The sequence below is a fragment of the Brachyspira pilosicoli genome (genome assembly GCF_008016535.1).
Taxonomy (GTDB): Bacteria; Spirochaetota; Brachyspiria; order Brachyspirales; family Brachyspiraceae; genus Brachyspira; species Brachyspira pilosicoli_A.
In genome coordinates this window covers 35250-61892 of record NZ_SAXY01000007.1, presented here as the reverse complement: position 1 = coordinate 61892, position 26643 = coordinate 35250, and the positions used below count along the sequence as shown (strand labels likewise).

At 26.1% G+C, this 26643-nt stretch carries 25 protein-coding genes and 1 pseudogene; 22 read left to right on the top strand and 4 right to left on the bottom strand.

Annotation, left to right across the window (positions count from 1 at the left end; genetic code table 11):
* The 9 genes and pseudogenes from EPJ72_RS00795 to EPJ72_RS00750 all read left to right on the top strand — a co-directional run.
* Positions 1-377 (top strand): integrase core domain-containing protein (locus EPJ72_RS00795; RefSeq protein WP_147730372.1); only part of this gene is annotated, 377 nt, incomplete at its 5' end.
* A gap of 478 nt (positions 378-855) precedes the next feature.
* Entirely contained in the window at positions 856-1749 is an 894-nt protein-coding gene (rsmH, locus tag EPJ72_RS00785; protein WP_147730371.1) for a 16S rRNA (cytosine(1402)-N(4))-methyltransferase RsmH, read from the top strand.
* Positions 1750-1760: 11 nt separating this feature from the next.
* Positions 1761-2096: a septation ring formation regulator EzrA gene (locus tag EPJ72_RS00780; protein WP_147730370.1), complete on the top strand. Its 336-nt coding sequence runs from the start codon at positions 1761-1763 to the stop codon at positions 2094-2096.
* Positions 2097-2154: 58 nt separating this feature from the next.
* On the top strand, positions 2155-3678 hold the full coding sequence (locus EPJ72_RS00775; RefSeq protein ID WP_147730369.1) for a UDP-N-acetylmuramoyl-L-alanyl-D-glutamate--2,6-diaminopimelate ligase: 1524 nt from the start codon (positions 2155-2157) through the stop codon (positions 3676-3678).
* A gap of 111 nt (positions 3679-3789) precedes the next feature.
* On the top strand, positions 3790-4287 hold the full coding sequence (tpx, locus tag EPJ72_RS00770) for a thiol peroxidase (RefSeq protein ID WP_147730368.1): 498 nt from the start codon (positions 3790-3792) through the stop codon (positions 4285-4287).
* A 74-nt stretch (positions 4288-4361) separates the two neighbouring features.
* Positions 4362-4847 (top strand): glutathione peroxidase, encoded by a 486-nt coding sequence (locus EPJ72_RS00765; RefSeq protein WP_147730367.1) that lies wholly within the window; start codon positions 4362-4364, stop codon positions 4845-4847.
* Positions 4848-5008: 161 nt separating this feature from the next.
* Positions 5009-7339, top strand: a complete 2331-nt coding sequence (locus EPJ72_RS00760) for a tetratricopeptide repeat protein (protein ID WP_147730366.1) — start codon at positions 5009-5011, stop codon at positions 7337-7339.
* A 2-nt stretch (positions 7340-7341) separates the two neighbouring features.
* Positions 7342-7623, top strand: a pseudogene (locus tag EPJ72_RS13685) (tetratricopeptide repeat protein); the annotation flags it as partial.
* 183 nt (positions 7624-7806) lie between these two features.
* On the top strand, positions 7807-8580 hold the full coding sequence (locus EPJ72_RS00750) for a tetratricopeptide repeat protein (RefSeq protein WP_147730365.1): 774 nt from the start codon (positions 7807-7809) through the stop codon (positions 8578-8580).
* Positions 8581-8721: 141 nt separating this feature from the next.
* On the opposite strand, the gene EPJ72_RS00745 is transcribed toward EPJ72_RS00750, so the two are convergent.
* Positions 8722-9639 (bottom strand): Rpn family recombination-promoting nuclease/putative transposase, encoded by a 918-nt coding sequence (locus EPJ72_RS00745; RefSeq protein ID WP_147730364.1) that lies wholly within the window; start codon positions 9637-9639, stop codon positions 8722-8724.
* 190 nt (positions 9640-9829) lie between these two features.
* On the opposite strand from EPJ72_RS00745, the gene EPJ72_RS00740 reads away from it, so the two are divergent.
* The 8 genes from EPJ72_RS00740 (at position 9830) to EPJ72_RS00705 (ending at position 17972) form a co-directional block, all read left to right on the top strand.
* The gene (locus tag EPJ72_RS00740) at positions 9830-10567 is read left to right on the top strand and encodes a copper homeostasis protein CutC (RefSeq protein ID WP_147730363.1); all 738 of its coding nucleotides are present in this window, start codon (positions 9830-9832) and stop codon (positions 10565-10567) included.
* Position 10568: 1 nt separating this feature from the next.
* Positions 10569-11282 (top strand): AzlC family ABC transporter permease, encoded by a 714-nt coding sequence (locus EPJ72_RS00735; protein ID WP_147730362.1) that lies wholly within the window; start codon positions 10569-10571, stop codon positions 11280-11282.
* Positions 11275-11604 carry a branched-chain amino acid transporter permease gene (locus EPJ72_RS00730; protein WP_147730361.1) on the top strand — a complete coding sequence of 110 codons (330 nt, stop codon included), beginning with the start codon at positions 11275-11277 and terminating at the stop codon, positions 11602-11604. Before EPJ72_RS00735 ends, EPJ72_RS00730 begins: the two co-directional genes overlap by 8 nt.
* 191 nt (positions 11605-11795) lie before the next feature.
* Positions 11796-12731 (top strand): DDE-type integrase/transposase/recombinase, encoded by a 936-nt coding sequence (locus EPJ72_RS00725; protein WP_147730360.1) that lies wholly within the window; start codon positions 11796-11798, stop codon positions 12729-12731.
* Between the two features lie 506 nt (positions 12732-13237).
* Positions 13238-14782, top strand: a complete 1545-nt coding sequence (guaA, locus tag EPJ72_RS00720) for a glutamine-hydrolyzing GMP synthase (protein ID WP_147730359.1) — start codon at positions 13238-13240, stop codon at positions 14780-14782.
* Between the two features lie 3 nt (positions 14783-14785).
* On the top strand, positions 14786-15751 hold the full coding sequence (locus EPJ72_RS00715) for a DNA-methyltransferase (protein ID WP_147730358.1): 966 nt from the start codon (positions 14786-14788) through the stop codon (positions 15749-15751).
* 72 nt (positions 15752-15823) lie between these two features.
* A complete protein-coding gene (locus EPJ72_RS00710) occupies positions 15824-16864 on the top strand; it encodes a diguanylate cyclase (protein ID WP_147730357.1) in 1041 nt (346 codons plus the stop codon).
* Between the two features lie 19 nt (positions 16865-16883).
* Entirely contained in the window at positions 16884-17972 is a 1089-nt protein-coding gene (locus tag EPJ72_RS00705; protein WP_147730356.1) for an iron-containing alcohol dehydrogenase family protein, read from the top strand.
* Between the two features lie 82 nt (positions 17973-18054).
* Here the strand turns inward: EPJ72_RS00705 and EPJ72_RS00700 are convergent, their stop codons facing one another.
* The 3 genes from EPJ72_RS00700 to EPJ72_RS00690 form a co-directional block, all read right to left on the bottom strand.
* Positions 18055-18918, bottom strand: coding sequence for a hypothetical protein (locus EPJ72_RS00700; protein WP_147730355.1), 864 nt, complete (start codon positions 18916-18918; stop codon positions 18055-18057).
* Positions 18919-19362: 444 nt separating this feature from the next.
* Complete coding sequence (locus EPJ72_RS00695; protein WP_147730354.1) at positions 19363-20289, bottom strand: sigma-70 family RNA polymerase sigma factor; 927 nt, start codon at positions 20287-20289, stop codon at positions 19363-19365.
* 101 nt (positions 20290-20390) lie between these two features.
* The gene (locus EPJ72_RS00690; RefSeq protein WP_147730353.1) at positions 20391-21326 is read right to left on the bottom strand and encodes a DDE-type integrase/transposase/recombinase; all 936 of its coding nucleotides are present in this window, start codon (positions 21324-21326) and stop codon (positions 20391-20393) included.
* Positions 21327-21504: 178 nt separating this feature from the next.
* Between EPJ72_RS00690 and cmk the strand changes: the two genes are divergently transcribed.
* Genes cmk through EPJ72_RS00665 form a run of 5 tightly spaced genes read left to right on the top strand, consistent with a single transcriptional unit; the run spans position 21505 to position 26584 of the window.
* Positions 21505-22185, top strand: coding sequence for a (d)CMP kinase (cmk, locus tag EPJ72_RS00685; RefSeq protein WP_147730352.1), 681 nt, complete (start codon positions 21505-21507; stop codon positions 22183-22185).
* Between the two features lie 46 nt (positions 22186-22231).
* Positions 22232-23902 carry a S1 RNA-binding domain-containing protein gene (locus EPJ72_RS00680; protein ID WP_147730377.1) on the top strand — a complete coding sequence of 557 codons (1671 nt, stop codon included), beginning with the start codon at positions 22232-22234 and terminating at the stop codon, positions 23900-23902.
* Between the two features lie 25 nt (positions 23903-23927).
* Entirely contained in the window at positions 23928-24824 is an 897-nt protein-coding gene (locus EPJ72_RS00675; RefSeq protein WP_147730351.1) for an ABC transporter substrate-binding protein, read from the top strand.
* Between the two features lie 5 nt (positions 24825-24829).
* On the top strand, positions 24830-25819 hold the full coding sequence (locus EPJ72_RS00670; RefSeq protein WP_147730350.1) for a FecCD family ABC transporter permease: 990 nt from the start codon (positions 24830-24832) through the stop codon (positions 25817-25819).
* Positions 25820-25828: 9 nt separating this feature from the next.
* Entirely contained in the window at positions 25829-26584 is a 756-nt protein-coding gene (locus EPJ72_RS00665) for an ABC transporter ATP-binding protein (RefSeq protein ID WP_147730349.1), read from the top strand.
* The last annotated feature ends 59 nt before the right edge of the window (positions 26585-26643 follow it).

The window sequence follows — 26643 nt, the reverse complement described above, 5'->3', positions numbered from 1 at the left end:
TATTACAAACTTCACCTTTTAGGATACAATCTATACAGACCGATAATGGTATGGAATATACTTATCGCTGTATTAATACTCCTAAAATAAATATTTTTGATGAATATTGTCTTAAAAATAAATTAGAACGAAGATATATTCCTGTAGCAACACCAAGATATAACGGCGTAGTAGAAAGAGTACACGGCATAGACGAAAGAGAATTTTATTCACGATTAAATAAAAATATCACAGTAGAATTATTAAGAGAAAAATTAAAAGAATATACACATTTTTATAACAATCAAAGATTGATTTCTTCGTTAGGTTATATTACAATCAAAGAAAGAATCAAAAATATTATAGCAAGTAAAAGTACAATATCTATGGCTCCATGACATAAAAATATAATTAATAGAAATTAATAGTTATTGTAAGTATTACTGTTTTATTATCAAAATCTGTAACTTCTGATTTAAATGTGTATTTTCCAATTTTTGGTGTAAATACTCTGTATCTATAAAAATAAAAATCTAGTCCATACGATTTTTCAAAAGGATAATTAAGTCTATATAATATACATTATCTCTTTTTATCAAATATCTAAAGTCATAATCTCTCACTAAATCATCATTTATAAATATTTTTACTTTATATGTTTAATATAATTTAATGCTATAAAATTGGTAAAAAATGCAGTTTTTTTGCTTCTTTTATACCAATACCACAGGCACTTCCTTCGGTCGTAAAAGAAGTGGGGTGTGGGGCAAAGCCACCACAAACAATAAAAATATAAAAACTAAATTTTTAGTATATATCTTAATATTAAATTAGTTATATTGTTTTTTATAATAGCTTATACCGATAGTATATGATATGGATAATAATATAGTTCATACACCTGTAATGCTTAAAGAGATTTTAAGTTTTATACCAGAAAATGCCAATATTGCAGTGGACGCTACATTAGGCGAGGGCGGACATACTAAGGCAATGCTTGATTTGAATCTTGAAGTTCATAGCTTTGAAAGAGATGATAAAATACTTGAAGTTGCTAAAGAGAGGCTTAAAGATTATAAGAAGTTTCACTACTATAACAACACTTATGATAAGATGATAGAAGAGCTTGATGAAAATGTTATTGGCAATGTTGATTTTATGCTTTATGACCTTGGCGTTTCTATGTTTCATTTCAAAAAGGCTAATAGAGGGTTTTCTTTTAAAGATGATGTTAAACTTGATATGCGTCTTGGTATTAATAGTAAAAGTGCTTATGATGTTATTAATAGCTATTCAGAAAAAGAGCTTGAGAGAGTTTTTAGAGAATACGCAGAGTTGCATAATGCTTCAAAAATTGCAAACATTATAATAAATGAAAGAAAGAAAAAAACTATAGAAACTTCCAAAGAATTAGAAAATATTATATTTTATCATACAGATAAAGCAAAGAGGTTTGGTAAGATTCACCCTGCAACATTAGTATTTCAGGCTATAAGAATAGAGGTAAATGATGAGCTTAATATATTAGAAAAATCAATTTCAAATATTAGCAAAATTTTAAAAAACGGAGGAGTTGCTGCTATAATGAGTTATCATTCTTTGGAAGATAGAATAGTTAAGAGATTTTTTAAAGACAATGAAAAAACTAAAAATAAAGATGGCATATTTAAATTACTAAATTCTAAGGTTATAACTCCGACAAATGAAGAAATAAAATTAAATCCAGCAAGTAGAAGTGCTAAACTTAGAGTTGCAAAATTAACAATTTAATTTGAGGTTTTATGAAAAGCAAAAAAGTTATTGACAATAATAAAGAAACAAAAAAAGAGAAAAAAACATATAGTCTTGGGGCTTTATTTTTAGTCATTATTATATTTGTAATATTTTCTATAGGGCTTACTTTTATAAGAAATATGAAGTCTAATGAAATTTTACAAGAGGCTCATAATTTAGATAAGCAAATAGAGATTTTAGAAAAAGAAGTAAAAGTGCTTACCGCAAAAGAGGCACAATTATCCTCTCCAAATAGATTTATAGAAACAGCTATAATCAATGGTTTTAGTTCTGCTGGAAATGAAGATGATATAATATATTTAAAAATAGAATCTGATAAATAATATTTTACTATTTATAAAGTTTTTTAATTAATAATAAAAATAATTTGGGTAAATAAAAATGAAATATTTTAAAGATCTTATAAAAGGATATGATAATTTAAATACTAAAGAAATAACAAAAGAAAGCTTAAAATTAGAAATAAAATCTATTGCTTATAATTCAAAACTTATAAAAAAAAATTATATATTTGTTGCTATTAAAGGCTTAAAAGATGATGGGCATAAATATATAGAAAGTGCTATTAAAAATAAAGCAAGTATTATTATTTATGACATTGCTGCAGATAAAAGTTTTATTAACAATCTAAAAGAAAAATATAAAAATGTTTGTTTTGTAGGAAGTAAAAATCCAAGAGAAACTTTAGCATATATAGCTTCTAAACTCTATGATGAGCCTACAAAAAAAATGCATTCTATAGCAATAACAGGAACTAACGGAAAAACTACTACAAGCTATTTATTAAAAGCAGCTTTAGAGAGCAACAAAAATAAAACCGCTCTAATAGGAACTATAAAAAACATGATAGGCAAATCAGAAATAAAAACTAATCTTACAACCCCTGAATCTATAGATTTAGAGAATATCTTTGATAAGGCGTATAAAAAAAATGTTTCTCATATTGTAATGGAAGCTTCTTCTCAAGCTCTTGCTATGGACAGATGCGACTATATTAATTATGATGCTGCAATATTTACAAACCTCACAGAAGACCATTTGGATTATCATATTGATATGAAAAATTATTTGAAGGCTAAATTAAAATTATTTTCTCTGCTTAAACAAAGCTCTAAAAAGAAAAAATTAGCTATTATAAACATCAATACAGATTATTTTAAAGAGATAAAAAATTATATAAAAAAATTAGATTTAAAAATGGTTACTTATGGTTTAAATGAAAAAGCAGACTATTATGCAAAGATTATAACTTTAAACTCTAAATATAGCGAATATGAGTTTTATGCTAAAGGAAAGTTTATATCAAAAGTAAAACTATCTCTTTTGGGAGAGTTTAATGTGGTTAATTCTCTATCTGTGTTAGCTTATGCATATGAATATAAATTAGATATAGAAAAAGTAATAAAATCTCTTAAAAGGGTTCAGGTTTCTGGAAGGTTTGAAATAGTGAGCAGTGAAAAATGTCCTTTTATTGTTGCTGTTGATTATTCGCATACTCCAGACAGTTTAGAAAATATATTAGTTGAATCTAGAAAATTAAAACCTAATAGGGTGATAGTAGTATTTGGATGCGGAGGCGACAGAGATAGAAAAAAACGTCCCATAATGGCTTCTATTGCAGAGAAATATGCTGATATATCTATATTAACTACAGATAACCAAAGAACTGAAAGTATAGAGCAAATAATGTCTGATATAGAAAAGGGTTTTACCAATTCTAATTATAAAAAGATAATAGACAGAAAAGAAGCTATATTTGAGGCTATTAAAGAAGCAAAAGAGAATGATATAGTAATAATAGCAGGAAAAGGTCATGAAACCTATCAGATATTCCCAGATAAAACTATTCATTTTGATGATAAGGAAGTTGCTAGAGAAGCATTATCAAACATTAATAAATGTTAGAATATTCTAAAAAATTTGCTTCTATCTATTGACTTTATTTATTTAACGATATATATTTTTTAAATAATATAAATATTATATTATTTTGATTTTAATATGAAGGAGATAAAAATGAAAATAACATTTCAAGGCGGCGAAGTTCATTTAGAAGGTGTTGCATTAGTAGAAGGTGCTAAAGCTCCTGATTTTACTGGAGTTAAAACAGATTTAAGTCCATGGTCTTTAAAAGATGCTGGAGATACAGTAAAAATTATTTCTTCTGTACCATCTTTGGATACTCCTGTATGTGATATACAAACTAAAAGATTTAATAAAGAAGCTTCTTCTTTAAAAGGCGTAACAGTTGTAACAGTTTCTTTAGATTTACCTTTCGCTCAGGCAAGATGGTGTGCTGCTGCTAATGCTAATTCACATATAGTATTATCAGATTATGCTGAAAGAGATTTTGGTAAGAAATTTGGTACTTTAATAAAAGAATTAAAACTTCTTACTCGTGCTGTATTTGTACTTGATAAAAACAATGTTGTAAAATATGTACAGTATGTTCCAGAAATTACTAATGAACCTGATTATGAATCAGTTATAAAAGCAGCTAAAGAGCTTTTATAATTAAAAATATTTTGTATAAATTAAGCATATCTTTATTTTAAAGGTATGCTTTTTTTTAATAAGGAGTTTAAGAGATGAGTATATATGACTATACAGTAAAAGATGCTGAAGGCAAAGATGTAAAATTAAAAAAATACGAGGGAAAAGTTTTGCTTATAATTAATAGTGCCACTAAATGTGGGTTTACTAAACAATATTCTGCGTTGCAGGATTTATACAAAAAATATAAAAAGGATGGTTTTGAAATATTAGACTTTCCTTGCAATCAATTCGGCGGACAGGCAAAAGAGCCTATTGAAGAGATTGCTGAGTTTAGAAAAGAAAAATACGGCATTACTTTTAAGTTGTTTGACAAAGTAAAAGTTAATAGCAAAAATGCTGATCCTTTATTTACTTATTTGAGAACCGAAAAACCAACCGAAGAGGGTGTTGATAAAATAAGATGGAATTTCGGTAAGTTTCTAATAGATAGACAAGGTAATATAGTTGGGCGTTATGACCCTAGAGTAAAGCCTGAAGAACTCGATGAGATAGTAGGCGAATTATTAAAAAAAGAGTAAAATATTAAGGGCTTTTATATATTATTATATAGAGGCTCTTTTTTATAACAATTTAAAAGCTTTTCAAATTAATTTTTTCTTTATTTTTATTTTGATTAAAATATAGATTTTATATGAAAATAAATATATAATAGCAAAATATTATATAGGATTTGAATATTATGGCTGACATCAAAATATACTTTCTAAAAAAAGAAATTAACAAAATAAAAGAAAATCTCAATATAAACTTAAATGAAGTAAAAGAAGATTTTAAAGAGGAAGCTAAAAATAATATAGAAAACTTTATTCACTTTTTGGATAATGCTTTAACTTCTAATAAAAAGATTGATAATATTATCACAGATATAAACAGCAAAATAAACTCTTTTAATGATAAAATAAATGATATAATGAAAAAAAGTATGGAGCTTAATCCTATGGTTAATGTTATGCCTGATTTAAGTGCTGATGATTTTTATGAAGTTAAAACATTTGCTGAAAATATAAAACTTACAGAAAACGAATATTTTAATAAATTTGCTGATAATGAAAATATTAATGATGAGTTGTTAGATAGAATTATTTCACTAGATAATCAAATAAAGGAAGTAGAAAAAACAGATAAAAGCTATAACAAAGAAAATAAAAAAAATCTCTATAAAGAAAGAGCAGAAATATATAATAGTTTATCAATGCCAAGCTATGCAATAGAAGACTGTAATAAGGCAATAGAAATTGATGCGAATGATATAAATTTAAAACTTTTGAAATTAGATATTTTAAAGAAAGGTAATGAAGTAAATGCTGATGATATAATAAAATGCTATGATGATATAATTAATTTGGATAAGAACAATTTAGAAAGTTATTATAAAAAGATAGAATATTTAGAGAGTTTAGGAAATAGGCAGGATAATATAATAAAATGTTTTGATGATATAATAGAATTGGATAAAAATAATGCAGAGCGATACTATAAAAAATTGTGGTATTTACAGAGCTTGGGCAACAGAGAAGAAGATGTTATTAAATGCTATGATGATATAATTAATTTGAATAAAAATAATTTAGAAAGCTATTATAAAAAAATAGAATATTTAGAGAGTTTAGTCGGCAGACAGGAAGAAATTATTAATTGCTGTAATGAAATATTAAATATTGATTCTAATAATATAAAAGCATTATACATTATTGCTGATGAATATAGAAAACAAGCGGATAAAACTTCAAAAGAAGATGATTATAAAAAGGCATTAGAATATTATAATAAAGTAAAAAGTTTAGATAAAAATTATAATGCATACTATGAAGAATACTGTTTGGATAAAATAAACTATAATGAGAACTTACAAAAAGAAATAAAATATTATTATGATAAAGCAGAGACATTTTTTGAACTTGGAAGGCATAAAGAGGCTATAAATTGTGCTGATAAAGCTGTTTCATTAGATGAAAAATATTATAAGTCATATTATTTTAAGGGCTCTTTATTAAAAAATATAGAAAATTATAATGAAGCTATAGTATGTTTTGATAAAGCAATAGAGATTAACGATAAAGATACTGATTCTTATTATAATAAAGCTCTAATTTTATTTGAACTTAAAAAATATAATGAATCAATAGAAGTAATGGATTTATATTTAAAAATTGATGATAAAAACAGTAATGCATATCATTATAAAGGACTTTGTTTATACAATTTAAAAAAATATGATGAAGCATTAGAAAGTTTTAAAAGCACAAACAATTTTAATAAATATGATATGTATTATTTTTTGGGCGAGATTTATGAGATAAAAAATAATTATAAAGAAGCTATTAAATATTATGATGAAGCTTTAAAAAATTATAAAGAAAAAAATAATGCAAGAGATTATTATATAATAGGTATGACATTATATAAATTATCTCTTTTTGACAAGGCTATTGATAATTTTAATAAGGCATTATCATTTATAGATAATAAAAATGCTGAAGATATTTTGAATTACTGCAATAATATTTTAAAGCTTGAAAAGAATAATAAAGTTTTTTATGCTTATAAAATAATAGCTTTGATTTTGCTAAACAAATATGATGAAGCATTATCATTATATAACAATATAGAAAAAAATAATGAATCTTTAAGCAGAGATGAACTTTATCAAAAAGCCTTAAATATATTAGATGAAAACAAAATAGATGTTAATTCTAATAAAAGAGAAGAAGAAGATAATAAATCAGATATAAAAAGCCTTAAAGAACAAATTAATTTATTAAAAAGCAAAGGAGAAAATTATTTAGTTATGGAATGGTATGATAAAATTATAGAGGCAAATAATCAAAATATAGAAAGCTACAGAGAGAAAATAGAATTTGCCAAAAGCATAGGCAATAGTAAAGCAGCTATAGAATGTTATGACAAGATGATGAAATTAAGCCCTATAGAGGCCTATAAAGGCAAAGCAGAAATATACAGAACATTAGCCAATGAAAATGATAGTAATAAAAAAAATATTATGACTTAGCTATAGAATGCTATGACAATGTTATAGAGTTAAATCTGTCAGATGCAGAAGCCTATAAAGGAAAAGCTGATATTTATTATCAATTAGCTTATATTAAGTCTGACAAAGAAACATATTATAACTTAGCTATAAAATATTATGATAAGGCTATAGAATTAAATCCTAATGATGCAGAAGCCTATAAAGGAAAAGCTGATATTTATTATCAATTAGCTTATATTAAGTCTGACAAAGAAACATATTATAACTTAGCTATAAAATATTATGATAAGGCTATAGAATTAAATCCTAATTATGCAGAAGCCTATAAAGGTAAAGCTAATATATACAAAATATTATATAGTATATATAGTAATAGTATATATAGTAATAGTAAAAACAATAATAACAAAGAAAAATATTATAACTTAGAAAAATATTATAACTTAGAAAAATATTATAACTTAGCTATAGAATGCTATAACAAGATGATAGAAGCTAATCCAACAAATATAGAAACTTACCGAGAGAAAATAGACTTTTTAAATCAATTAGCTGATAAATCTGATTATAGTTCTGACAAAGGAAAATATTATAACTTAGCTATAGAATGCTATGACAAGATGATAGAGTTAAATCCTAATGATGCAGAAACTTATAAAGGTAAAGCTGATACTTATTATAAATTAGCTGATAATAGTTATAGTTATAGTGACGAAAAATATTATAACTTAGCTATAGAATGTTATGACAAGGCTATAGAATTAAATCCTAATGATGCAGAAACCTATAAAGGCAAAGCTGATGCTTATAGTCAATTCGCTAATAAATATTTCTCTCATCAATATTCTAAATCTGACAAAGAAAAATATTATAACTTAGCTATAGAATGTTATGACAAGGCTATAGAATTAAATCCTAATGATGCAGAAACCTATAAAGGCAAAGCTGATGCTTATAGTCAATTCGCTAATAAATATTTCTCTCATCAATATTCTAAATCTGACAAAGAAAAATATTATAACTTAGCTATAGAATGTTATGACAAGGCTATAGAATTAAATCCTAATGATGCAGAAACCTATAAAGGCAAAGCTGATGCTTATAGTCAATTCGCTAATAAATATTTCTCTCATCAATATTCTAAATCTGACAAAGAAAAATATTATAACTTAGCTATAAAATGTTATGACAAGGCTATAAAGTTAAAGCCTAGCGCAGTGAGCTTTATTTTGAGAAGAGTAGTACCTTACATGTCCTAAAAAGAGAATCTGAAGCTGAAAAATGCTCTAGAATAGCTGAAGAGTTAAGGGAGTTAGGATTGTGATTTTTTAGGGTGTTGTTCGGGGCTAAAAATTTATATTCAATGTCGGCATTTGTATTCTTTTGATGGCGGCAATGATTTATAAATTTTCTATTTCTTCTATACTCAAGCCTGTTAATTTATTTATGAGTTTTATATCCATATTCTCTTTTTTCATTTCTCTGGCTATATTTATTTGTTCTTTTTTTATGCCTTGTTCTATGCCTTGTTCTATACCTTGTTCTATACCTTGCTCTATACCTTGCTCTATACCTTGCTCTATACCTTGCTCTATACCTAATCTTCTTTCTTCTTCAAGCATTATTTGATTGCCGTATAGATAAGCCTGTCTTTTATCATATTCATTCATCATTAATCTGTCTTTAATAAAGTTGTTATATCTTTTCTGTACTTCTTCCATTATTGGTTTTTCTTTTACTAATTCTGACATTATAACCTCCTTATTATCTTTTTCTTTCATTGTAAAAAATGTGAGCCAACAGTTTAAATCTGGTTCTAATAAATTATATTTAAACTTTTTTAATTCTATTATATGTATTTGTAAGTGGTCGGTAAGTAATCTTTTACTATTAGTATCATATATCATATAACAAGAATGTATAGAGTCATTATCATCTAAATTGAAATTAAGCAAATTGATATTTATTACAGGAGTTAGAGCATCATATTTTTCACCATGTTTTAATAACTTATTATAATTAGAAGCCCAATAATATAATATTCTCTCTGGAAACTTTGAATTGCCTTGTAATTGAATCTCTATAATAACAACTGAGCCATTTTGAGTAATGCATTTAACATCAACTATAGTTTCTTTATCCTCATAATTCTCTTTATAATTGAATGGATTTAAAATTTCTACTGCTCTAAAAATTTTCATATTAGAGTCAAGCATTATAGAATTAATAAAGTCAAGTAATATTAAATTGCTGTCTTGAGATGAGAATAAATATCTCACAAAATAATCATTTAAAACATTAATATCTCTGCTACTCATAATATTATTATACGAAAAATAACTATAAAAGTAAAGTTTTGATTATTTATTATTAATTCATCAAAATAATTAATAAATATTCTTTGTTTAAATAAGGCTTTAATTAATAGTTATATTATAGCTCTTGACAATTAGGAATTTTCTAGTATAATCTATATGTTTTAATTAATGTTTTTAGAGGCATCATTATATGAATAAAAAAATAGAAATATGCGTAGATAGTGCAGAGTCTTGTATAAGTGCTGAAAAAGGCGGAGCTGATAGGCTTGAACTTTGCGGGAACATGTTTGAGGGAGGCACAACTCCTAGTTACTGTGTTTTAGAATTAGCAAGAGAAAAAATAAACATACCAATATATGCAATGGTGCGTCCTAGGGGAGGGGATTTCTGCTACAATGATATTGAGTTTGAAATAATGAAAAGAGAAATAAAACTCATGAAAGAATTAAAAATTGACGGCATAGTGTTTGGTATACTCACGAAAGATGGGAAAGTTGATAAAAAAAGATGCGGTGACTTATTAGATTTATGGGGTAGCAGTAAGGCAACATTTCATAGGGCAATAGATGTAAGTTCTGATTTAAATAAAGCATGCGAAGATATTATATCGCTTGGGTTTGAGAGAATACTTACTTCAGGCGGTGAATCTAATGTTATGAGCGGTATAATAAAATTAAAAGAATTAGTTGAAAAATATAATAACAAAATAATAATAATGCCCGGAAGCGGAATAAATGAAAGAAACATTGAATATGTAAAAGATACTGTTAAGGCTAATGAATATCATATGACAGCAAACAAAACAGTTGAAAGTGTGATGCAATATAGAAATGAAAATGTATTTATGGGGGCAGCATTAAGACCTGTAGAGTTTAGCCAAAAATATACAGATGAAAACAAAGTGAAAAATATAAAATCGAAGTTATAATATGAATATCAAAAAATATGATTTAATTTCAGCATTAAAATATGCTTTTCCTTTTACTGTGCCTGTTCTTGTGGGGTATATATTTTTGGGTATGGCTTATGGTATACTTATGAAAGCTAAAGGGTTTGATACTTGGCTTGCGGTTTTTTTAAGTTTATTTGCCTATTGCGGAAGCATGCAATATACGGCTATTAATTATTTATTTTTAGCTCCTTTTAATCCGCTATACGCTTTTATACTTACATTAATAGTTAATTCAAGGGTTGCTTTTTATGGTATATCTCTTGTATCAAAGTTTAAAAATACAGGTTTTATAAAGCCTTATTTAATATACACTTTAAGCGATGAAACTTTTTCTATATTATGCTCTGCAGATATACCTAAAAACATCAATAAAAATGCCTTTCTTTTCTTTGTATCTTTTATAGATCATATGTATTGGAATATAGGCACATTGCTTGGATGTTTTATAGGCTCTTTTATAACTTTCAATACTAAAGGGCTTGATTTTGTTTTAACTGCTTTATTTGTGGTGATATTTACAGAACAATGGCTTGATTCTAAAGACCATAGAGGTGCTTTGATTGGAATTTTATGCTCTATACCTATTTTAATATTTAAAACTAATATATTTATAATACTTGCTATGGTTTTAATATTTATATCAATAAGTGCTATTTATAAATATAATGAAAATGGAAAAATATATGAATAATAAAGAAATATTAATAACAGCTTTAATGATTGTAATAGGAACAGCTTTTCTTAGATTTTTACCTTTTTTTATAATAAATAAATCATTATCTGAAAATAAATATGTTCAGTTTTTAGGTAGAATATTGCCATATTCTATGATAGCGTTGCTTGTAATATATTGCATAAAAGATATAAATATAATAAAATTTCCATATGGCTTGCCTGAAATAATCTCTATAATTTTAGTAGCTGTTTTTCAAATTATTAAAAGAAATGTGCTTATTAGTATAGGTTTAGGTACGGTTATATATATGTTTTTAGTGCAGGTTATTTTTATTTAATATAATATCAAAAATACAAAAAATAATTGAAAATTCTTATTAAAAAAATAAATTTCAAAAATTATTTATGCTTTTATATAAAAAATAGCGATGTGTTTAGGAGTGTGAGATATTGGACATTTTTTAGTATAAAAAAAGCAGTATCCTTGTTATAATATTTTGAACATAAAACAAATAAAAAGGATGCTACTATGAAAAAAGATTATAGCACAGAATTTAAATTATTTATAGTGGATGAAGCATTAGAAACTAAAAATATTAAAAGATTTCTAAAGATAGAAGAAATACCCAAATCTACTTTTTATGCTTGGCTTAAAAAATATAAAGACACTGGAACTGTCGCTAATTTTAGTACTAAGCCAAAAACTTCTCCAAATATCTTTAATAATCAAGAAGCTATTAATTTAATTATTAAACTCTATACTGAAGAGTATAGGGGAAAACATTATATTAAAGCATATTTGAACCGTGAAGGCATTAAGATAGGTGTTACAGCTATAGAGAATGTACTAAAAAGAAATAATCTTTGGAGATATAAAACAAAAAAGAAAAAGAAGCGATATGATAAACGAAAATTTGTCTCTAAAATACAAAAAGAAGGCAAAATAGTTCAAATAGACACTAAATATATCAAATTAGGCAGAAAAACAGTTTATCAATTCACTGCTGTAGATTTAGCTACTCGTTATAGTTGGAGAGAAATCTATGAAGATAAAACACCTTATAGTGCTTTATCTTTCTTAAAATATGTCTTAAAAACTTCACCTTTTAAGATACAAGCTATACAAACAGACAATGGATTAGAATATACTTATCGCTGTATTAATACTTCTAAAATAAATATTTTTGATGAATACTGCTTAAAAAATAAATTAGAGAGGAGATATATTCCTGTAGCAACACCAAGATACAATGGCGTAGTAGAAAGAGTACACGGTATAGACGAAAGAGAATTTTATTCACGATTAAATAAAAATATAACTGTAGAATTATTGAGAGAAAAATTAAAAGAATATACACATTTTTATAACAATCAAAGATTGATTTCTTCGTTATTGTATATTACAATCAAAGAAAGAATCAAAAATATTATAGCAAGTAAAAGTACAATATCTATGGCTCCATGACATTTATAGTTGGTATGATATGAATTGCTTTATGCATATATTGTTTTTATATAAGTTTTTAAGTTTTAAAAAGCTTGGGCGGGAGTGCTTTTTCTGTGTGAGTATAAAAGATAAACAAAATAAAAAATTCAAATATAAACAAAAAATCATAAAGGGCGGGGAATGTAAATAGATTTTAAATTTTATTTACGCTCCCCGCCCTCAATATTTAATGCTTAATTTTGAATTTTTAGTTTTAATTATATTTATTATTTCAATATGAATTATGGCACCCACCCTAGTGTTTTTTTATTTAAAAATATAATTAACGCACGCTTAACTTACTATAAAAATAAATACGTTACAAATAAAATAATTTTTATTAAACAAAAAATCTGCTTACCGTGCGTATTTAAAAATCTATATATTATGATAACTATTAATTGAAATTTTATTGTTTTAATATAATATTGTTTAATTAATCTTAATGAATCATAAATCATGTTTTTATTTTAAAGAGGAAAAATATGCAAAACAATATTGATAAAGTTTTAATACTAGATTTCGGCTCACAGTTTACGCAACTTATTACAAGAAGAATAAGAGAATTAAATGTTTATTCAGAGATTCACCAATTTCATGTTTCCATAGATTTTATAAAAGAGTTTAACCCAAAAGCAATAATACTTTCAGGAGGTCCTTCAAGTGTGTATGAAGAAGATGCTCCTAAAGTTGATAAAAAGTTATTTGAGTTGGGAGTGCCTATACTTGGAATATGTTATGGAATGCAGATAATAGTTTATTCTATGGGCGGAAAAGTTGAAAGTGCCGACAAAAGAGAATACGGAAAAGCTGAAATAGAAATAACTAATCATGAAAGCATATTTAAATCATTCGGTAAAAGCAATGTAGTGTGGATGAGTCATGGGGATAGTATAAAATCTATTCCAGAAGGTTTCGAACTTATAGCAAAAACTCCAAATACAGAGTTAGCTGCTATAGAAAATAAAAAGAAAAATATTTATGCTATACAGTTTCACCCTGAGGTGGTTCATACAGAAAACGGTATAAAAATCATAGAAAATTTCTTATTTAATATTTGTAAGTGCGAAAGAAATTGGAATATGGGCTCTTTTATAGAATATGAAATAAAAAGAATAAAAGAAACTGTAGGAGATAAAAATGTAATATTAGGGCTTTCTGGAGGGGTCGATTCTTCTGTAGCTGCTGTATTAATAGAAAAAGCAATAGGCAAGCAATTAAAATGTATATTTGTTAATAATGGACTATTGAGAAAAGATGAAGATAAAAAGGTCGTTGAAGTATTTAGAGATAATTTTAATATTGATTTAATTTATGTTGATGCTTCAAAGAGATTCTTAGATAAATTGTCTGGAGTTACTGACCCTGAACAAAAAAGAAAGATAATAGGACATGAGTTTGTAAGCGTATTTAATGATGAAGCTAAAAAGATAGAAAATGTAGGCTTTTTAGCACAGGGAACACTTTATCCTGATGTAATAGAGAGTGTATCATTAAGGGGAAGCTCTGCGGTTATAAAAAGTCATCATAATGTAGGCGGACTTCCAAAGGACATGAAATTTGAACTTTTAGAACCATTTAGAGAATTATTCAAAGATGAAGTGAGAGAGATTGGTTTAGAATTAAAATTACCTGAAGATATAGTATATAGGCAACCTTTCCCCGGTCCGGGTTTAGCAGTTAGAATACTTGGGGACATTACAGAAGAGAGGGTAAAAATACTTCAAGAAGCTGATGATATAGTTGTAAGTGAGATAAAAAAGGCAGGACTTTACAGAAAATTATGGCAGTCTTTTGCTATACTTCTTCCTGTAAAAAGCGTTGGCGTTATGGGTGACGGACGTACTTATGAGCAGGTTTGTGCTGTAAGATGTGTTGAGAGTGTTGATGCTATGACTGCTGATTGGGCTAAGATTGATTATAATGTTTTAGGTATAATATCAAACAGAATAATAAATGAAGTTAAAGGTATTAACCGCGTTGTTTATGATATATCTTCAAAACCGCCTGCTACTATAGAATGGGAATAGTAGATGGATGTAAAAATTAAATCTGTCAAAAACAAAACTATTGATTTTGATATAAATACAGAAGAAGGAAAAGTTTATTTAAGTAAATGTATTATAGATAATGATAGTATAAAAGAATACAAAAAAAAAGATATTATAAATAAAACTATAAACGGAAATACTTTTAATGTATTTAAAAAAATAGAAAAAAATATAGCTGATTTGATGATAGTTGATCCGCCTTATAACATATCAAAAAATTATCATGGATATAAGTTTAAAGACAGAGATAATTTAAGCTATGAGAAATATACTCATTTATGGGTAGAAAGTATTATTCCTATGCTAAAAGAAAATGCTACGATGTATGTATGTTGCGATTGGAAGTCAAGTCTTGTAATAGGAAATGTATTAGAGAAATATTTTAAGATACAAAATAGAATTACTTGGCAGCGAGAGAAGGGCAGAGGTGCAAAAAATAATTGGAAAAATGGAATGGAAGATATATGGTTTGTTACTCTTTCAAATAAATATACTTTTAATATAGATAAAGTAAAGATAAGAAGAAATGTAATAGCTCCATATAGAATAGAAGGCAAACCAAAAGATTGGATAGAAACAGAAGAAGGAAACTTTAGAGATACTTGTCCGTCTAATTTTTGGGACGATATATCTATCCCCTATTGGTCAATGCCAGAAAACACAGCACACCCTACACAAAAGCCGGAAAAGTTAATAGCAAAGTTAATATTAGCTAGTTCTAATGAAAATGATTTTGTATTTGATCCTTTTTTGGGAAGCGGTACTACTTCAGTGGTAGCCAAAAAATTAGGAAGAAATTACTCAGGCATAGAGCAAAACCCAGCATACTGTGCTTGGACAGAAAAAAGAATAGAAATTGCTAAAGAAAACAAAGAAATACAAGGCTATACTGATAATATCTTCTGGGAGAGAAACACAATGCAGCTTCAAAATAAACTAAAAAAATAATTGAAAAAATATGACTTTATGTTAAAATTAATTTGGTACTATTAATATTTCTTTTGATTAAAGGCTCATTATATGCATGTTGATATCATAAATTACATTAAGGCTGATAATGTCAAAATAATATACAAAAATACTACCTTTCAAGATCTAATTTCTATATCATCAAAAAATCCGCCTAAAATCTTTATTGTTCTAAATACAAATAAAAAAATTTTTGGTGTTGTTATATATAATGATCTCTTTACCGCATTAGCAAAACAAGTGAAAAAAAAGAATATAGACTGTTTGGCTCATCAAAATATATCAAAATTTATTACTAAAAATTATATAAAAGTTCCGTTTAATACCAATACAAATGATGTGTTCGATATGATGATGGATAAAAAATTAGATTATGCTGTTGTTGTTGATGATAAAGATTTTCCTATAGGTATAATTGATATATATACTTTGTATGACATTATTATTAAATTAAAAATAAGAAATATAAGACTTAGTATAGATAATATAGAACTAGAATCATCTATAGAAAAAAATAGATTTATCAAAGAGTTAAAAAAAGAAATAGATATATTGAATGAACAATCAATAATTGACCATATTACCAATTTATATAATATAAGATATTTTTACAAAGTTATAGAAGAGGAAGCTGAGAGGGCTAAACGTTATAAATATACTATATCACTCATATTTATGGATTTAGATCATTTTAAGAATGTAAATGATATATATGGGCATGATTGTGGAAATTTGGTGTTGCATGAAATAGGACATTTATTAACTTCATCATCAGATAATATACTAAGAAGAAGTGATATTTCTTTTAGATATGGAGGAGAGGAGTTTATTATTATTTGTCCTAATACAAATAAAGATGAAGCATTTACTGTTGGAGAGAGAATTAGAAGAACTGTTGAAAATAAAGTTTTTAATTATGAAAAACAAGATATAAAAATTACTGTTAGTATAGGTATATCTGAGCATAGGCATAATTCAAAAACATCAATATTTCAAAGTGTAAAAGAATCAGATATGGCTATGTATGAGGCCAAACATCAAGGCAGAAATAAAGTTATTATATATGATGATAGAATAATTAATAGAAAATAGTTACTATAAGGATATATTTATGGAAAGTTTATTTTTACCAAATTATACTATTGGAAACGATGCGTATAATTATATAGATAATATATGTAAAAATTATGGTTCTAATGCTGTAATTATTTCTGGAAAAAAATCTTTAAATGCTTCAAGAGATATTTTATTAAAGAGTTTAAAAAACATAAAAATAATTGCTGAGATTTATTATGGCGGGGTTGCAAGTTACGAGAATGTTGAGATGCTCAAAAATATTAAAGAGATAAAAGAAGCAGATATGATTTTTGCTGTTGGCGGCGGACGTTGTGTTGATACAGTAAAAACACTTTGTGATATGATAAATAAGCCTTTATTTACATTTCCTACATTGGCTTCTAATTGTGCGGCTGTTACAAGTTTATCTGTTATGTATAATAGTGATGATTCTTATAAAAACTTATATACTCAAAAAAGACCTGCTATTCATACTTTTATCAATACTGATATTATATTAAACTCTCCTGAGAGATATTTTGTTGCGGGTATGGGAGATGCTTTATCTAAGCAATATGAAACTTTATTTTCTACAAGAAATGAAGTTTTTGATTATAAAAATTTTTTAGGCTATGAAATAATAAAAGAATGTTCTGATGATATAATAAAATATTCTTTAAAAGCTTTTAATGATTTTAAAAACAATAAAAATACTGATGATTTTAACAGAGTAGTTTTGCATATAGTATATACTACAGGACTTACATCTGTGATGATGAGAGATGATTATCATATATCATTGCCTCATGCTGTATATAATGGACTTACGAGAATAAAAGAAATAGGAGAGAAGTATTTTCATGGAGAGCTTGTAGCCTATGGTATACTTTTGCTTTTAATTATGGACAAACAATTTGATGAACTTGAAAAAGTTTTTAATTTTAATAAATCTTTATCACTTCCAACTTCAATAAAAGCAATAGGTATAAAAGATATAAGCTTAGAAGATGAAGAGTTATCAAGAGTTTTAGATGGGGCGTATGTTTCAAAGGATTTGGATGTTTCGCCTTATCCTATTACTAAAGATATGATAATTAATGCTATGATAAAACTTGAAGAATATAATATAAAAAAAATATTATAATTTTTTTATATTATTAAAAAATATAAAAGCTCTGGAATAATAATTTTATTTCCAGAGCTTAATTTTTATTTAAGTTTATTTTTTATCTTAATGTTATAACATAATTCCATTGAGGAAGAGGATATCTTCCAGTTTTTCCAACAGGCATTCCGTTAGAATCTGTTATTTCAGCTTCAGCGTATAATAAATATCTTCCTTTAGGTAAATATTGTCCTCCGCTTAATGGTGATTTTCTTCCTGCAAAATAGAACTGAGTTTGTGCTTGTCCATCTATAACATATATTTTTGGAAGATAGAATATTAAATCTCTGCTTAAAATATTATAATTATCATCTATTCTTCTAGCATAAAATCTTATTCTAGCAAATTTACCTTGAGGAGGTGTTTTTACAGCCAAAGTTATTAATAATGGCTCGCTTCTAGAAGCAACAAATCTATCATTATAATTTATTATAAAAGAGCTTATATTAACAGTTTGATTATTATTTACTGTATTATTTAATGCTTGATTATTTCCAGTATTAGGCTCTACAACTACTGTTCCTGTAGTGTCATAAATATATGCGGAACTTCCAGAAGAAGGTTTTTGAGTAGGATTAGGAGCTATATCTGGTATATTCATATTATTATTAGCTTCATATAACCCATCATCTGTTAATGCTATAGCATTATTATTAGTATTTATATTCGTTTCTGTTATAGTAGGGTTAATAGTTTGATTTGTAGACAAGAAATCTTTTTCTTCTTGTGTAATATCTTCACCGAATATATCATCTATTGTTGTAGTATCAGTTGTTTCTGTAGTATTTGTTTCTGGGAAATCTATATTTGGCATTCCTTTACTGTTTAATATACTTCTTACAATGAAAAAACCAGCAACTACTACTATAAGTATTAAAAGAATTATTATCACTGGCTTTAATTTAGTTTTGATTTCATTAGGCATAATTATTACTTCCGTTTTTTAAAATTATATGTTACTTAATTCGGATAATAATAAAAATCTTTTATAAAAAAATAATCAAGAATATACTTAAAAATATAAAGTGAAAAAATATTTTGATAAACTTAAAATATTAGTATATACCTAAACAAATATAGTTTATCAATAACTACACATTATAAAAAATTATCTGTTTTTTACTGAACAAAAAAAGTTTTACCTTTTTATTATATTTTATAAAAAAACTAATTAGTAGAACTTTATATATAAAAATATGTATTAAAATATAAAGTAATACCTATATTTTAGCTAAAAATGCAGTTCTTTTGCTTCTTTTATAGCAATAAAAGAAGTGGGGGTGCGGGGGCTAGTCCCCGCAAACAATAAAATTTAAAAACAAGATTGACAAACTTAAAAATTTTTAGTATATATTAATCCCACAATATATTAGTCCCAAAGGAAACTTTTTAATTCTTTGGATAAATTAAGACCGGATAATTTTTTAAGAGCTTTTATTTGTATTTGTCTTACTCTCTCTCTTGTGATATTTAATTCTTTTCCTGTATCTTCTAATGTTTTAGGCTCTTTTCCATAAAGTCCGAATCTTTCTATAATTACGGTTCTTTCTTTTTCATCTAGAGCTTTTAATGCTTCTGTCAAAGTATCTCTTAAACTTTCCATAAATGCATCTTGATGAGGTGAAGGAAAGTTTTTATCTTCAATAAAAGAAGTCATATCATTATTATCAGAGTTTTTAAAGAAAGAGTCAACACTAGCAGTTTCTTGTGTGAATACTATTATAGAAGAGAGAGTTTTTCTGTCTATTTTCATTTCTTTAGCTATTTCATCTATAGAAGGCTCTCTTCCAAGCTGTTGTGTGAGGTTTTTAGATATTTGTATACTTTTTTTTATTAATCTTGCCATATGCATTGGAAATCTTATGATATGTCTTTTGCTTGATATTTCTTTAACAATACTTTGTTTTATCCACCACACTCCGTAAGTAGAGAATTTAAATCCTTTCCTATACTCGAACCTTTTTACAGCCTCTATTAAACCAATATTTCCTTCATCTATGATATCTATAAAAGGTACTCCGCTATTATAATATCTCTTTGCAATACTAATAACTAATCTTAAATTTGATTTTACTAATTTATGTTGAATAGAATCTATTTCTTTGTCAATCTCTTCAATTTCTTTAGAATACTTTTCTTCATCTTCATCTATTAATTTATTTTTATTCTCTCGGCACACTTCAAGACGCTGCCATAATTCTAATTCTTCTTCCTTTGTGAGTCTGCGTATTTCACCTATTTGTTTTAGGTATACACTGACAGGACCTTTGTATTCTTCGTTAATATCTTTTTTCAAGTGCTATATTTCCTAATTATTATAAAAAAATATAAAAACTTAATATACATAGAATAAAAGATTTTTAAAAATTGTCAAGGTTATAAGTATAAACTTGCTTGTCATGGAGCCATAGATATTGTACTTTTACTTGCTATAATATTTTTGATTCTTTCTTTGATTGTAATATACAATAACGAAGAAATCAATCTTTGATTGTTATAAAAATGTGTATATTCTTTTAATTTTTCTCTCAATAATTCTACTGTGATATTTTTATTTAATCGTGAATAAAATTCTCTTTCGTCTATGCCGTGTACTCTTTCTACTACGTCATTGTATCTTGGTGTTGCTACTGGAATATATCTTCTCTCTAATTTATTTTTTAAGCAGTATTCATCAAAAATATTGATTTTAGGAGTATTAATACAGCGATAAGTATATTCTATACCATTGTCTGTTTGTATAGCTTGTATCTTAAAAGGTGAAGTTTTCAATACATATTTTAAGAAAGATAAAGCACTAGAAGGTGTTTTATCTTCATAGATTTGCCTCCAACTATAGCGAGTAGCTAAATCTACAGCTGTGAATTGATAAACTCTTTTTCTGCCTAATTTGATATATTTAGTGTCTATTTGAACTATTTTGCCTTCTTTTTGTATTTTAGAGACAAATTTTCGTTTATCATATCGCTTCTTTTTCTTTTTTATTTTGTATCTCCAAAGATTATTTCTTTTTAGTACATTCTCTATAGCTGTAACACCTATATTAATGCCTTCACGATTTAAATATGCTTTAATATAATGCTTACCTCGATATTCTTTAGTATAGAGTTCAATAATTAAATTAATAGCTTTTTGATTATTAAAGATATTTGGAGAAGTTTTTGGCTTAGTGCTAAAATTAGCGACAGTTCCAGTGTCTTTATATTTCTTAAGCCAAGTATAAAAAGTGGATTTAGATATTTCTTCTCTCTTTAAAAATCTTTTAATATTTTTAGTTTTTAATGCTTCATCCACTATAAATAATTTAAATTCTGTGCTATAATCTTTTTTCATAGTAGTATCTTTTTATTTGTTTTCTATATCAAAATATTATAACAAGGATACTGCTTTTTTTATACTAAAAAATGTCCAATATCTCACACTCCTTAACAATTTTTTCTTTTAAAATATTTGCAATTATAATTATTTATGATATATTATTAGCATTAAAGTTTTTAAATAAAGGTTATAGGTGTCTGATTTACAAGTATATAAAATAATATCTTTAGATGGTCCTTCGGGTGCTGGTAAAAGTACAGTAGCTAAGTTAGTAGCTAAAAAGTTAGGATATAAATATTTAGATACTGGTGCTATGTATAGGGCTGTAACCTTATTTTTTTTAAATAAAAACGTTAATATACAAAATGATAATGAAATCATATCTGCTATCAGCGATTTAAAAATTAGTTTTGACAATAATAACAAAATATACTTAAATGATATAGATGTTAGTGAAGAGATAAGAAGTATAAAAGTTGTTAATATGGTTTCTAAAGTATCTTCTATTAGTGCAGTTAGAAAAAGTATGGTTTCCTTACAAAGGGCTATTGCTGAAAATGATAATTATGTAGTAGACGGCAGAGATATAGGAAGTGTTGTTTTTCCTTTTACAAAATATAAGTTTTATATAGATGCTTCTGTTGAAATTAGGGCTAAAAGAAGATATGAAGAAGAAATACAAAAGGGCAAAAATATAACTTTTGAAGAAGTGCTTAACAGCATAAAAAAAAGAGATGAGTTTGACTCTAATAGGGAGGATAGTCCCCTAGTAGTACCTAAAGATGCTATTATTATAGATACTACAAATATGACTATAGATGAAGTTGTACAAAAAATCACAGATGTGGTTTTTAATAAAAAATCTAATGAATAATTAGATATTAACCTGATTTTAAGTTCAGGAGGGAGAGGGAAGAATGATGGAAGATAATAATTTATCAGAACAACAAAATGAATTTCTTAAGGCATTAGAGGAGACTGACAATAAAACGCACTTTAAACTTAGAAGTGTTGTTAGCGGAAAAATAGTTCAATTTGATGATACTGATGTTTTTATAGATTTTAATTATAAGGTTGAAGGTAAGATAAATAGAGATGAGTTTGACAAGGAGCCTGTTAAAGGTGAAGAGGTTGAGGCTGTAATAATAGGACAAGATAATAATAAAGGTTATGTTATTTTATCTAAGAGAGAAATTGATAAGAGAAAGGCACAAGATTTAATAGAAGATGCTGTAAAAAATGCTGCTCCTATAAATGGTGTTGTTAAAGAGGCTATTAAGGGAGGATTTACTGTTTCTATAATGGGACATAATGCTTTTTGTCCTTTTTCTCAAATTGATATTTCTAGAGGAATAAAAGAAGCTGATTATATAGGAAAAGAGTTTCAATTTAAGATTATAGATAGAAAAGGTAATAAAGATATAGTTGTTTCTAGGAGGGCTTTACAAGAAGAAACTCAAAATAAGGTAATAGAAGAATATTTATCAAATTTGAAAGAAGGCGATATAGTAGAAGGAAAAGTTAAAAATATAGAGAAATTCGGAGCTTTCATACAATTAACAGAAGGTTTAGACGGTTTCCTTGCTATACCGAATATGTCTTGGGCTAAGATTATTAATCCTAAAAATATTATAACTAAAGGTGAAGAGAGAAAGTTTCAAGTTTTATCTGTTGATAAAGAAAAAAGAAAAGTTGATTTGGGTATTAAACAACTTAAGGGAGATACTTGGTATAAGTTTGTTGAAGAGTATCATGTTGGAGATATAATCAAAGGCGAGGTTACTACTGTTAAAAAGTTTGGTGCTTTCGTAAATGTATATGATGGTGTTGAAGGGCTTATACATGTTTCTGATTTGAGTTGGAACTCTCATGTTAATAATCCTAATGATTTTGTTAAGGTTGGTGCTTATTTAGAATGTAAAATCCTTGATATGAATGTACCTGAGAGAAAATTAACTCTAGGTCTAAAACAAGTTCAAGATAATCCTTGGGACAGTGCTGATAGAGATTTCCCTGTTAAGAGTTCTGTAAAATGTAAAGTAAAAAGAATATTCAAAGATTTTGCTGTGTTTGAACTTCCTAATGGTCTTGAGGGTATATGTGATATTAGCGATTTCGATTGGATGAACAATACTGTTAATATTAAAGATTATATAAAAGAAAATGAAGAAGTTGAAATGGTTATTATCTCCATAGATAGAGATAAGCAAAGAATTAAACTTAGCTATAAGCATACTAAAGAAAGCCCTTGGAGAGTATTTGACAAGGCTCATCCTCATGGCTCTATAGTTAATGGTACTGTTAAGGCTATTATAGATTCTGGTGTTATTGTTTCTTTAGAAAATGATTTAGAAGGATATATGCATATTTCTCAAATAGATTTACCTAAGGGTGAGAGCTTAGAAAATGTACTTAAAGTTGGGGAGAGTTATCCTTTTGTTGTAAGAGAAGTTAATCAAGTAAAAAGAAGAATATCTCTTTCTAGAAGAGAGTATATGGAAGCTGAAAATAAAAAAGAAACTCAAAGCTATATTTCTAAAGAAAAGCCTGCTTCTTTAACTTATAATCCTTTCGATAATATTAAAAATTAATTTATAAAAATAATTCTAAAATCGTATGTATAAGTTTTTTTTCTTTATTATTTTTATTTTATCAATATACTCATGTTCTAAAAATGGGATTAATAATAGCGGCAAAAACAATATAATAATTCCAAATAAAAAAATAGAAAAAATAATATCTCTCTCTCCTGGAGTTACTGATATATTGATTGATTTGAATGTAGCTAATAAAATAATAGCAGCCGATACTTTTTCAAAAGATATTCTTAAAAGAAATAATATAGATGTTTCTAATATTTTTATTTTTGATATGTTAAATCCAGATGCAGAAAAAATTATTTCTCTTAATTCTGATGTTGTGTTTATAAATAATCTCACAGCATTTTACACTAAAAACTCTATTCTTTCATTATCTAACCTTACAATTATAACAATTACAAATAGTGAAACTCTAAAGAAAATAGAAGATGATATATATTTTTTAGGTAATGTTTTGAATGCTAGTGAGAAAGCTAAAGAAATTGTTTATAATATGCGTACAAAAATAAAAGAGATAAAAGATATAGGAGATACTATTACAAACAAAAAAACTGTTTATTTTGAGATATCTTCACTTCCTAATCTATATAGTTTTGGCTCTAATGTTTATTTAGATGATATTATTAACATTATAGGGGCTAAAAATATTTTTTCTAACAGAAATGAATGGATAAGTGTATCAGAAGAAGAGGTAGTATATTTAAATCCTGATATAATTTTTACAAGTGTTGATTATATAGATAACCCTGTAGCAGAAATACAAAATAGGGCTGCTTGGAAAGATATTAATGCTGTAAAAACAAGTAAAGTATTTTTTGTAGAAGGTACATCTCTTCCAACACATAATATAGTTTCTTCTATATTATTAATGGCTAAATATATTTATCCAGAAGAATATAAGGATATTAAATAAATATTATGATAAAAAAAATAATAATAATTTTTATTTTACTTATATTATCTATTATAGCGTCAATATGTATAGGAAGTGTTTTTATTTCGCCTAAAGAAGTAATGTCTATTATATTATATAAATTATTTAATTTTGGTTTTGTAGACAATATAAATAAAATAAATATTGTATTTAATATAAGACTTCCGCATATTATTTTGTCATTATTTATTGGTGCTTCTTTATCTATGACAGGGATTGTTATGCAGTCTATATTAAAAAATAGTTTAGCTTCTGTGTATAATTTGGGTATATCTTCTGGGGCTGGTTTTGGGGTGAGTTTAATTATAATTAGCGGTATATATTTTAATTATTACTTTTTTATAATTTCTTCTGTTTTTTTTGGATTTATAACAATATTATTTATACTTTTTATTTCAAAAAAAATAGATAAAGATATCAGTAGTAATTCTATAATACTTGCGGGAGTTGTTATATCATTATTTTTTAGCTCTATTATGAGTTTTTTTGCTTATACTTTTCCTAAGTATTCTAATCAGATAATATTTTGGCAGTTGGGTAATTTATTTGTTAGAAATTATTTTGATATTTTTATTATAATATTATTGACTATAATATTTTTTGTTGTTTTGGTGAAAAATGCTAATATTTTAGACATTATGACTTTTGGAGATAAGGAGAGTTTACTTCTTGGAGTTAATCCCAAAAAGGCTAGGATATTATTTATATTATTATCTTCTTTAGTTACTGGTGTTTTGGTTGCTTTTGTTGGGGTTATTGGTTTTATAGATTTAATATCGCCTCATATTGCAAGGCGTCTTTTTGGTGCTAAGCATATTATAGTTATTCCTATGAGTGCTTTAATTGGGGCTTTGATTTTGAATATTGCTGATATATTTTCTAGGGTTATTGTTTCTGGTTCTAATATTCCAATAGGTATAGTTACGGCTATTATAGGGGCTCCTTTCTTTTTGTATGTTTTTATTAAAAATTAGGGTTTATTTATGAAAAAAATTATAGAAGTGAAAAATCTTTATATTTATTACAATAATATAAACATATTAAAAGATATTAGTTTTGAAGTTTATAGTAATGATATTTTATGCATAATAGGTCCTAATGGGTGCGGAAAAAGTAGTTTATTAAATGCTTTATGTAATTTAGTTGATTTTGAAGGTGATATACTTATAAATAATCAAAAAAAATATAATGAGTTATACAAAAAAATAGCTATGATGAGTCAGGTATACAATATATATTTTGGGTATACTGTTTATGATACTGTGATGATGGGCAGATATCTTAATTTCAAAGATAGGCTTTTATCTATTCCAAGCAAAGAGGATAAAGACTTTATTATTCATTGTTTAGAAAAACTAAAAATATTACATTTAAAAGATAAACTTATAACCGAGATTTCTGGAGGTGAGCTTCAGAGGGTATTTTTGGCTCGTATTTTTGCAAAAGAGCCTGATATTATAATTTTAGATGAACCTACTAATCATTTGGATTTGAATATACAATTAGATTTAATAAACGATTTAAAAAATTGGGTTTTGGAAAATGAGAATAGATGCATTGTTGCGGTGCTTCATGATTTAAATAGTGCTTTATATTTTGCAAATAAAATACTAATATTAAAAGACTCTTCATTATATTATTATGGATTAGTTAAAGATTTTGATGTTAGTTTAATTAATAAATTATATAATTCTAATATATCTAAGTATATGCATGATTCTTTAAATATATGGAAGTGATTAAAAAGCGATTTTATAGGATATTTTTTATTAAAACACTAAATTATGCATAAGTTATC

Bases quoted from the DNA above. Each gene is read 5' to 3' on its own strand.
- rsmH (WP_147730371.1), top strand. From the start codon at position 856: ATGGATAATAATATAGTTCATACACCTGTAATGCTTAAAGAGATTTTA.
- EPJ72_RS00780 (WP_147730370.1), top strand. From the start codon at position 1,761: ATGAAAAGCAAAAAAGTTATTGACAATAATAAAGAAACAAAAAAAGAG.
- EPJ72_RS00775 (WP_147730369.1), top strand. From the start codon at position 2,155: ATGAAATATTTTAAAGATCTTATAAAAGGATATGATAATTTAAATACT.
- tpx (WP_147730368.1), top strand. From the start codon at position 3,790: ATGAAAATAACATTTCAAGGCGGCGAAGTTCATTTAGAAGGTGTTGCA.
- EPJ72_RS00765 (WP_147730367.1), top strand. From the start codon at position 4,362: ATGAGTATATATGACTATACAGTAAAAGATGCTGAAGGCAAAGATGTA.
- EPJ72_RS00760 (WP_147730366.1), top strand. From the start codon at position 5,009: ATGGCTGACATCAAAATATACTTTCTAAAAAAAGAAATTAACAAAATA.
- EPJ72_RS00750 (WP_147730365.1), top strand. From the start codon at position 7,807: ATGATAGAAGCTAATCCAACAAATATAGAAACTTACCGAGAGAAAATA.
- EPJ72_RS00745 (WP_147730364.1), bottom strand. From the start codon at position 9,639: ATGAGTAGCAGAGATATTAATGTTTTAAATGATTATTTTGTGAGATAT.
- EPJ72_RS00740 (WP_147730363.1), top strand. From the start codon at position 9,830: ATGAATAAAAAAATAGAAATATGCGTAGATAGTGCAGAGTCTTGTATA.
- EPJ72_RS00735 (WP_147730362.1), top strand. From the start codon at position 10,569: ATGAATATCAAAAAATATGATTTAATTTCAGCATTAAAATATGCTTTT.
- EPJ72_RS00730 (WP_147730361.1), top strand. From the start codon at position 11,275: ATGAATAATAAAGAAATATTAATAACAGCTTTAATGATTGTAATAGGA.
- EPJ72_RS00725 (WP_147730360.1), top strand. From the start codon at position 11,796: ATGAAAAAAGATTATAGCACAGAATTTAAATTATTTATAGTGGATGAA.
- guaA (WP_147730359.1), top strand. From the start codon at position 13,238: ATGCAAAACAATATTGATAAAGTTTTAATACTAGATTTCGGCTCACAG.
- EPJ72_RS00715 (WP_147730358.1), top strand. From the start codon at position 14,786: ATGGATGTAAAAATTAAATCTGTCAAAAACAAAACTATTGATTTTGAT.
- EPJ72_RS00710 (WP_147730357.1), top strand. From the start codon at position 15,824: ATGCATGTTGATATCATAAATTACATTAAGGCTGATAATGTCAAAATA.
- EPJ72_RS00705 (WP_147730356.1), top strand. From the start codon at position 16,884: ATGGAAAGTTTATTTTTACCAAATTATACTATTGGAAACGATGCGTAT.
- EPJ72_RS00700 (WP_147730355.1), bottom strand. From the start codon at position 18,918: ATGCCTAATGAAATCAAAACTAAATTAAAGCCAGTGATAATAATTCTT.
- EPJ72_RS00690 (WP_147730353.1), bottom strand. From the start codon at position 21,326: ATGAAAAAAGATTATAGCACAGAATTTAAATTATTTATAGTGGATGAA.
- EPJ72_RS00680 (WP_147730377.1), top strand. From the start codon at position 22,232: ATGGAAGATAATAATTTATCAGAACAACAAAATGAATTTCTTAAGGCA.
- EPJ72_RS00675 (WP_147730351.1), top strand. From the start codon at position 23,928: ATGTATAAGTTTTTTTTCTTTATTATTTTTATTTTATCAATATACTCA.
- EPJ72_RS00670 (WP_147730350.1), top strand. From the start codon at position 24,830: ATGATAAAAAAAATAATAATAATTTTTATTTTACTTATATTATCTATT.
- EPJ72_RS00665 (WP_147730349.1), top strand. From the start codon at position 25,829: ATGAAAAAAATTATAGAAGTGAAAAATCTTTATATTTATTACAATAAT.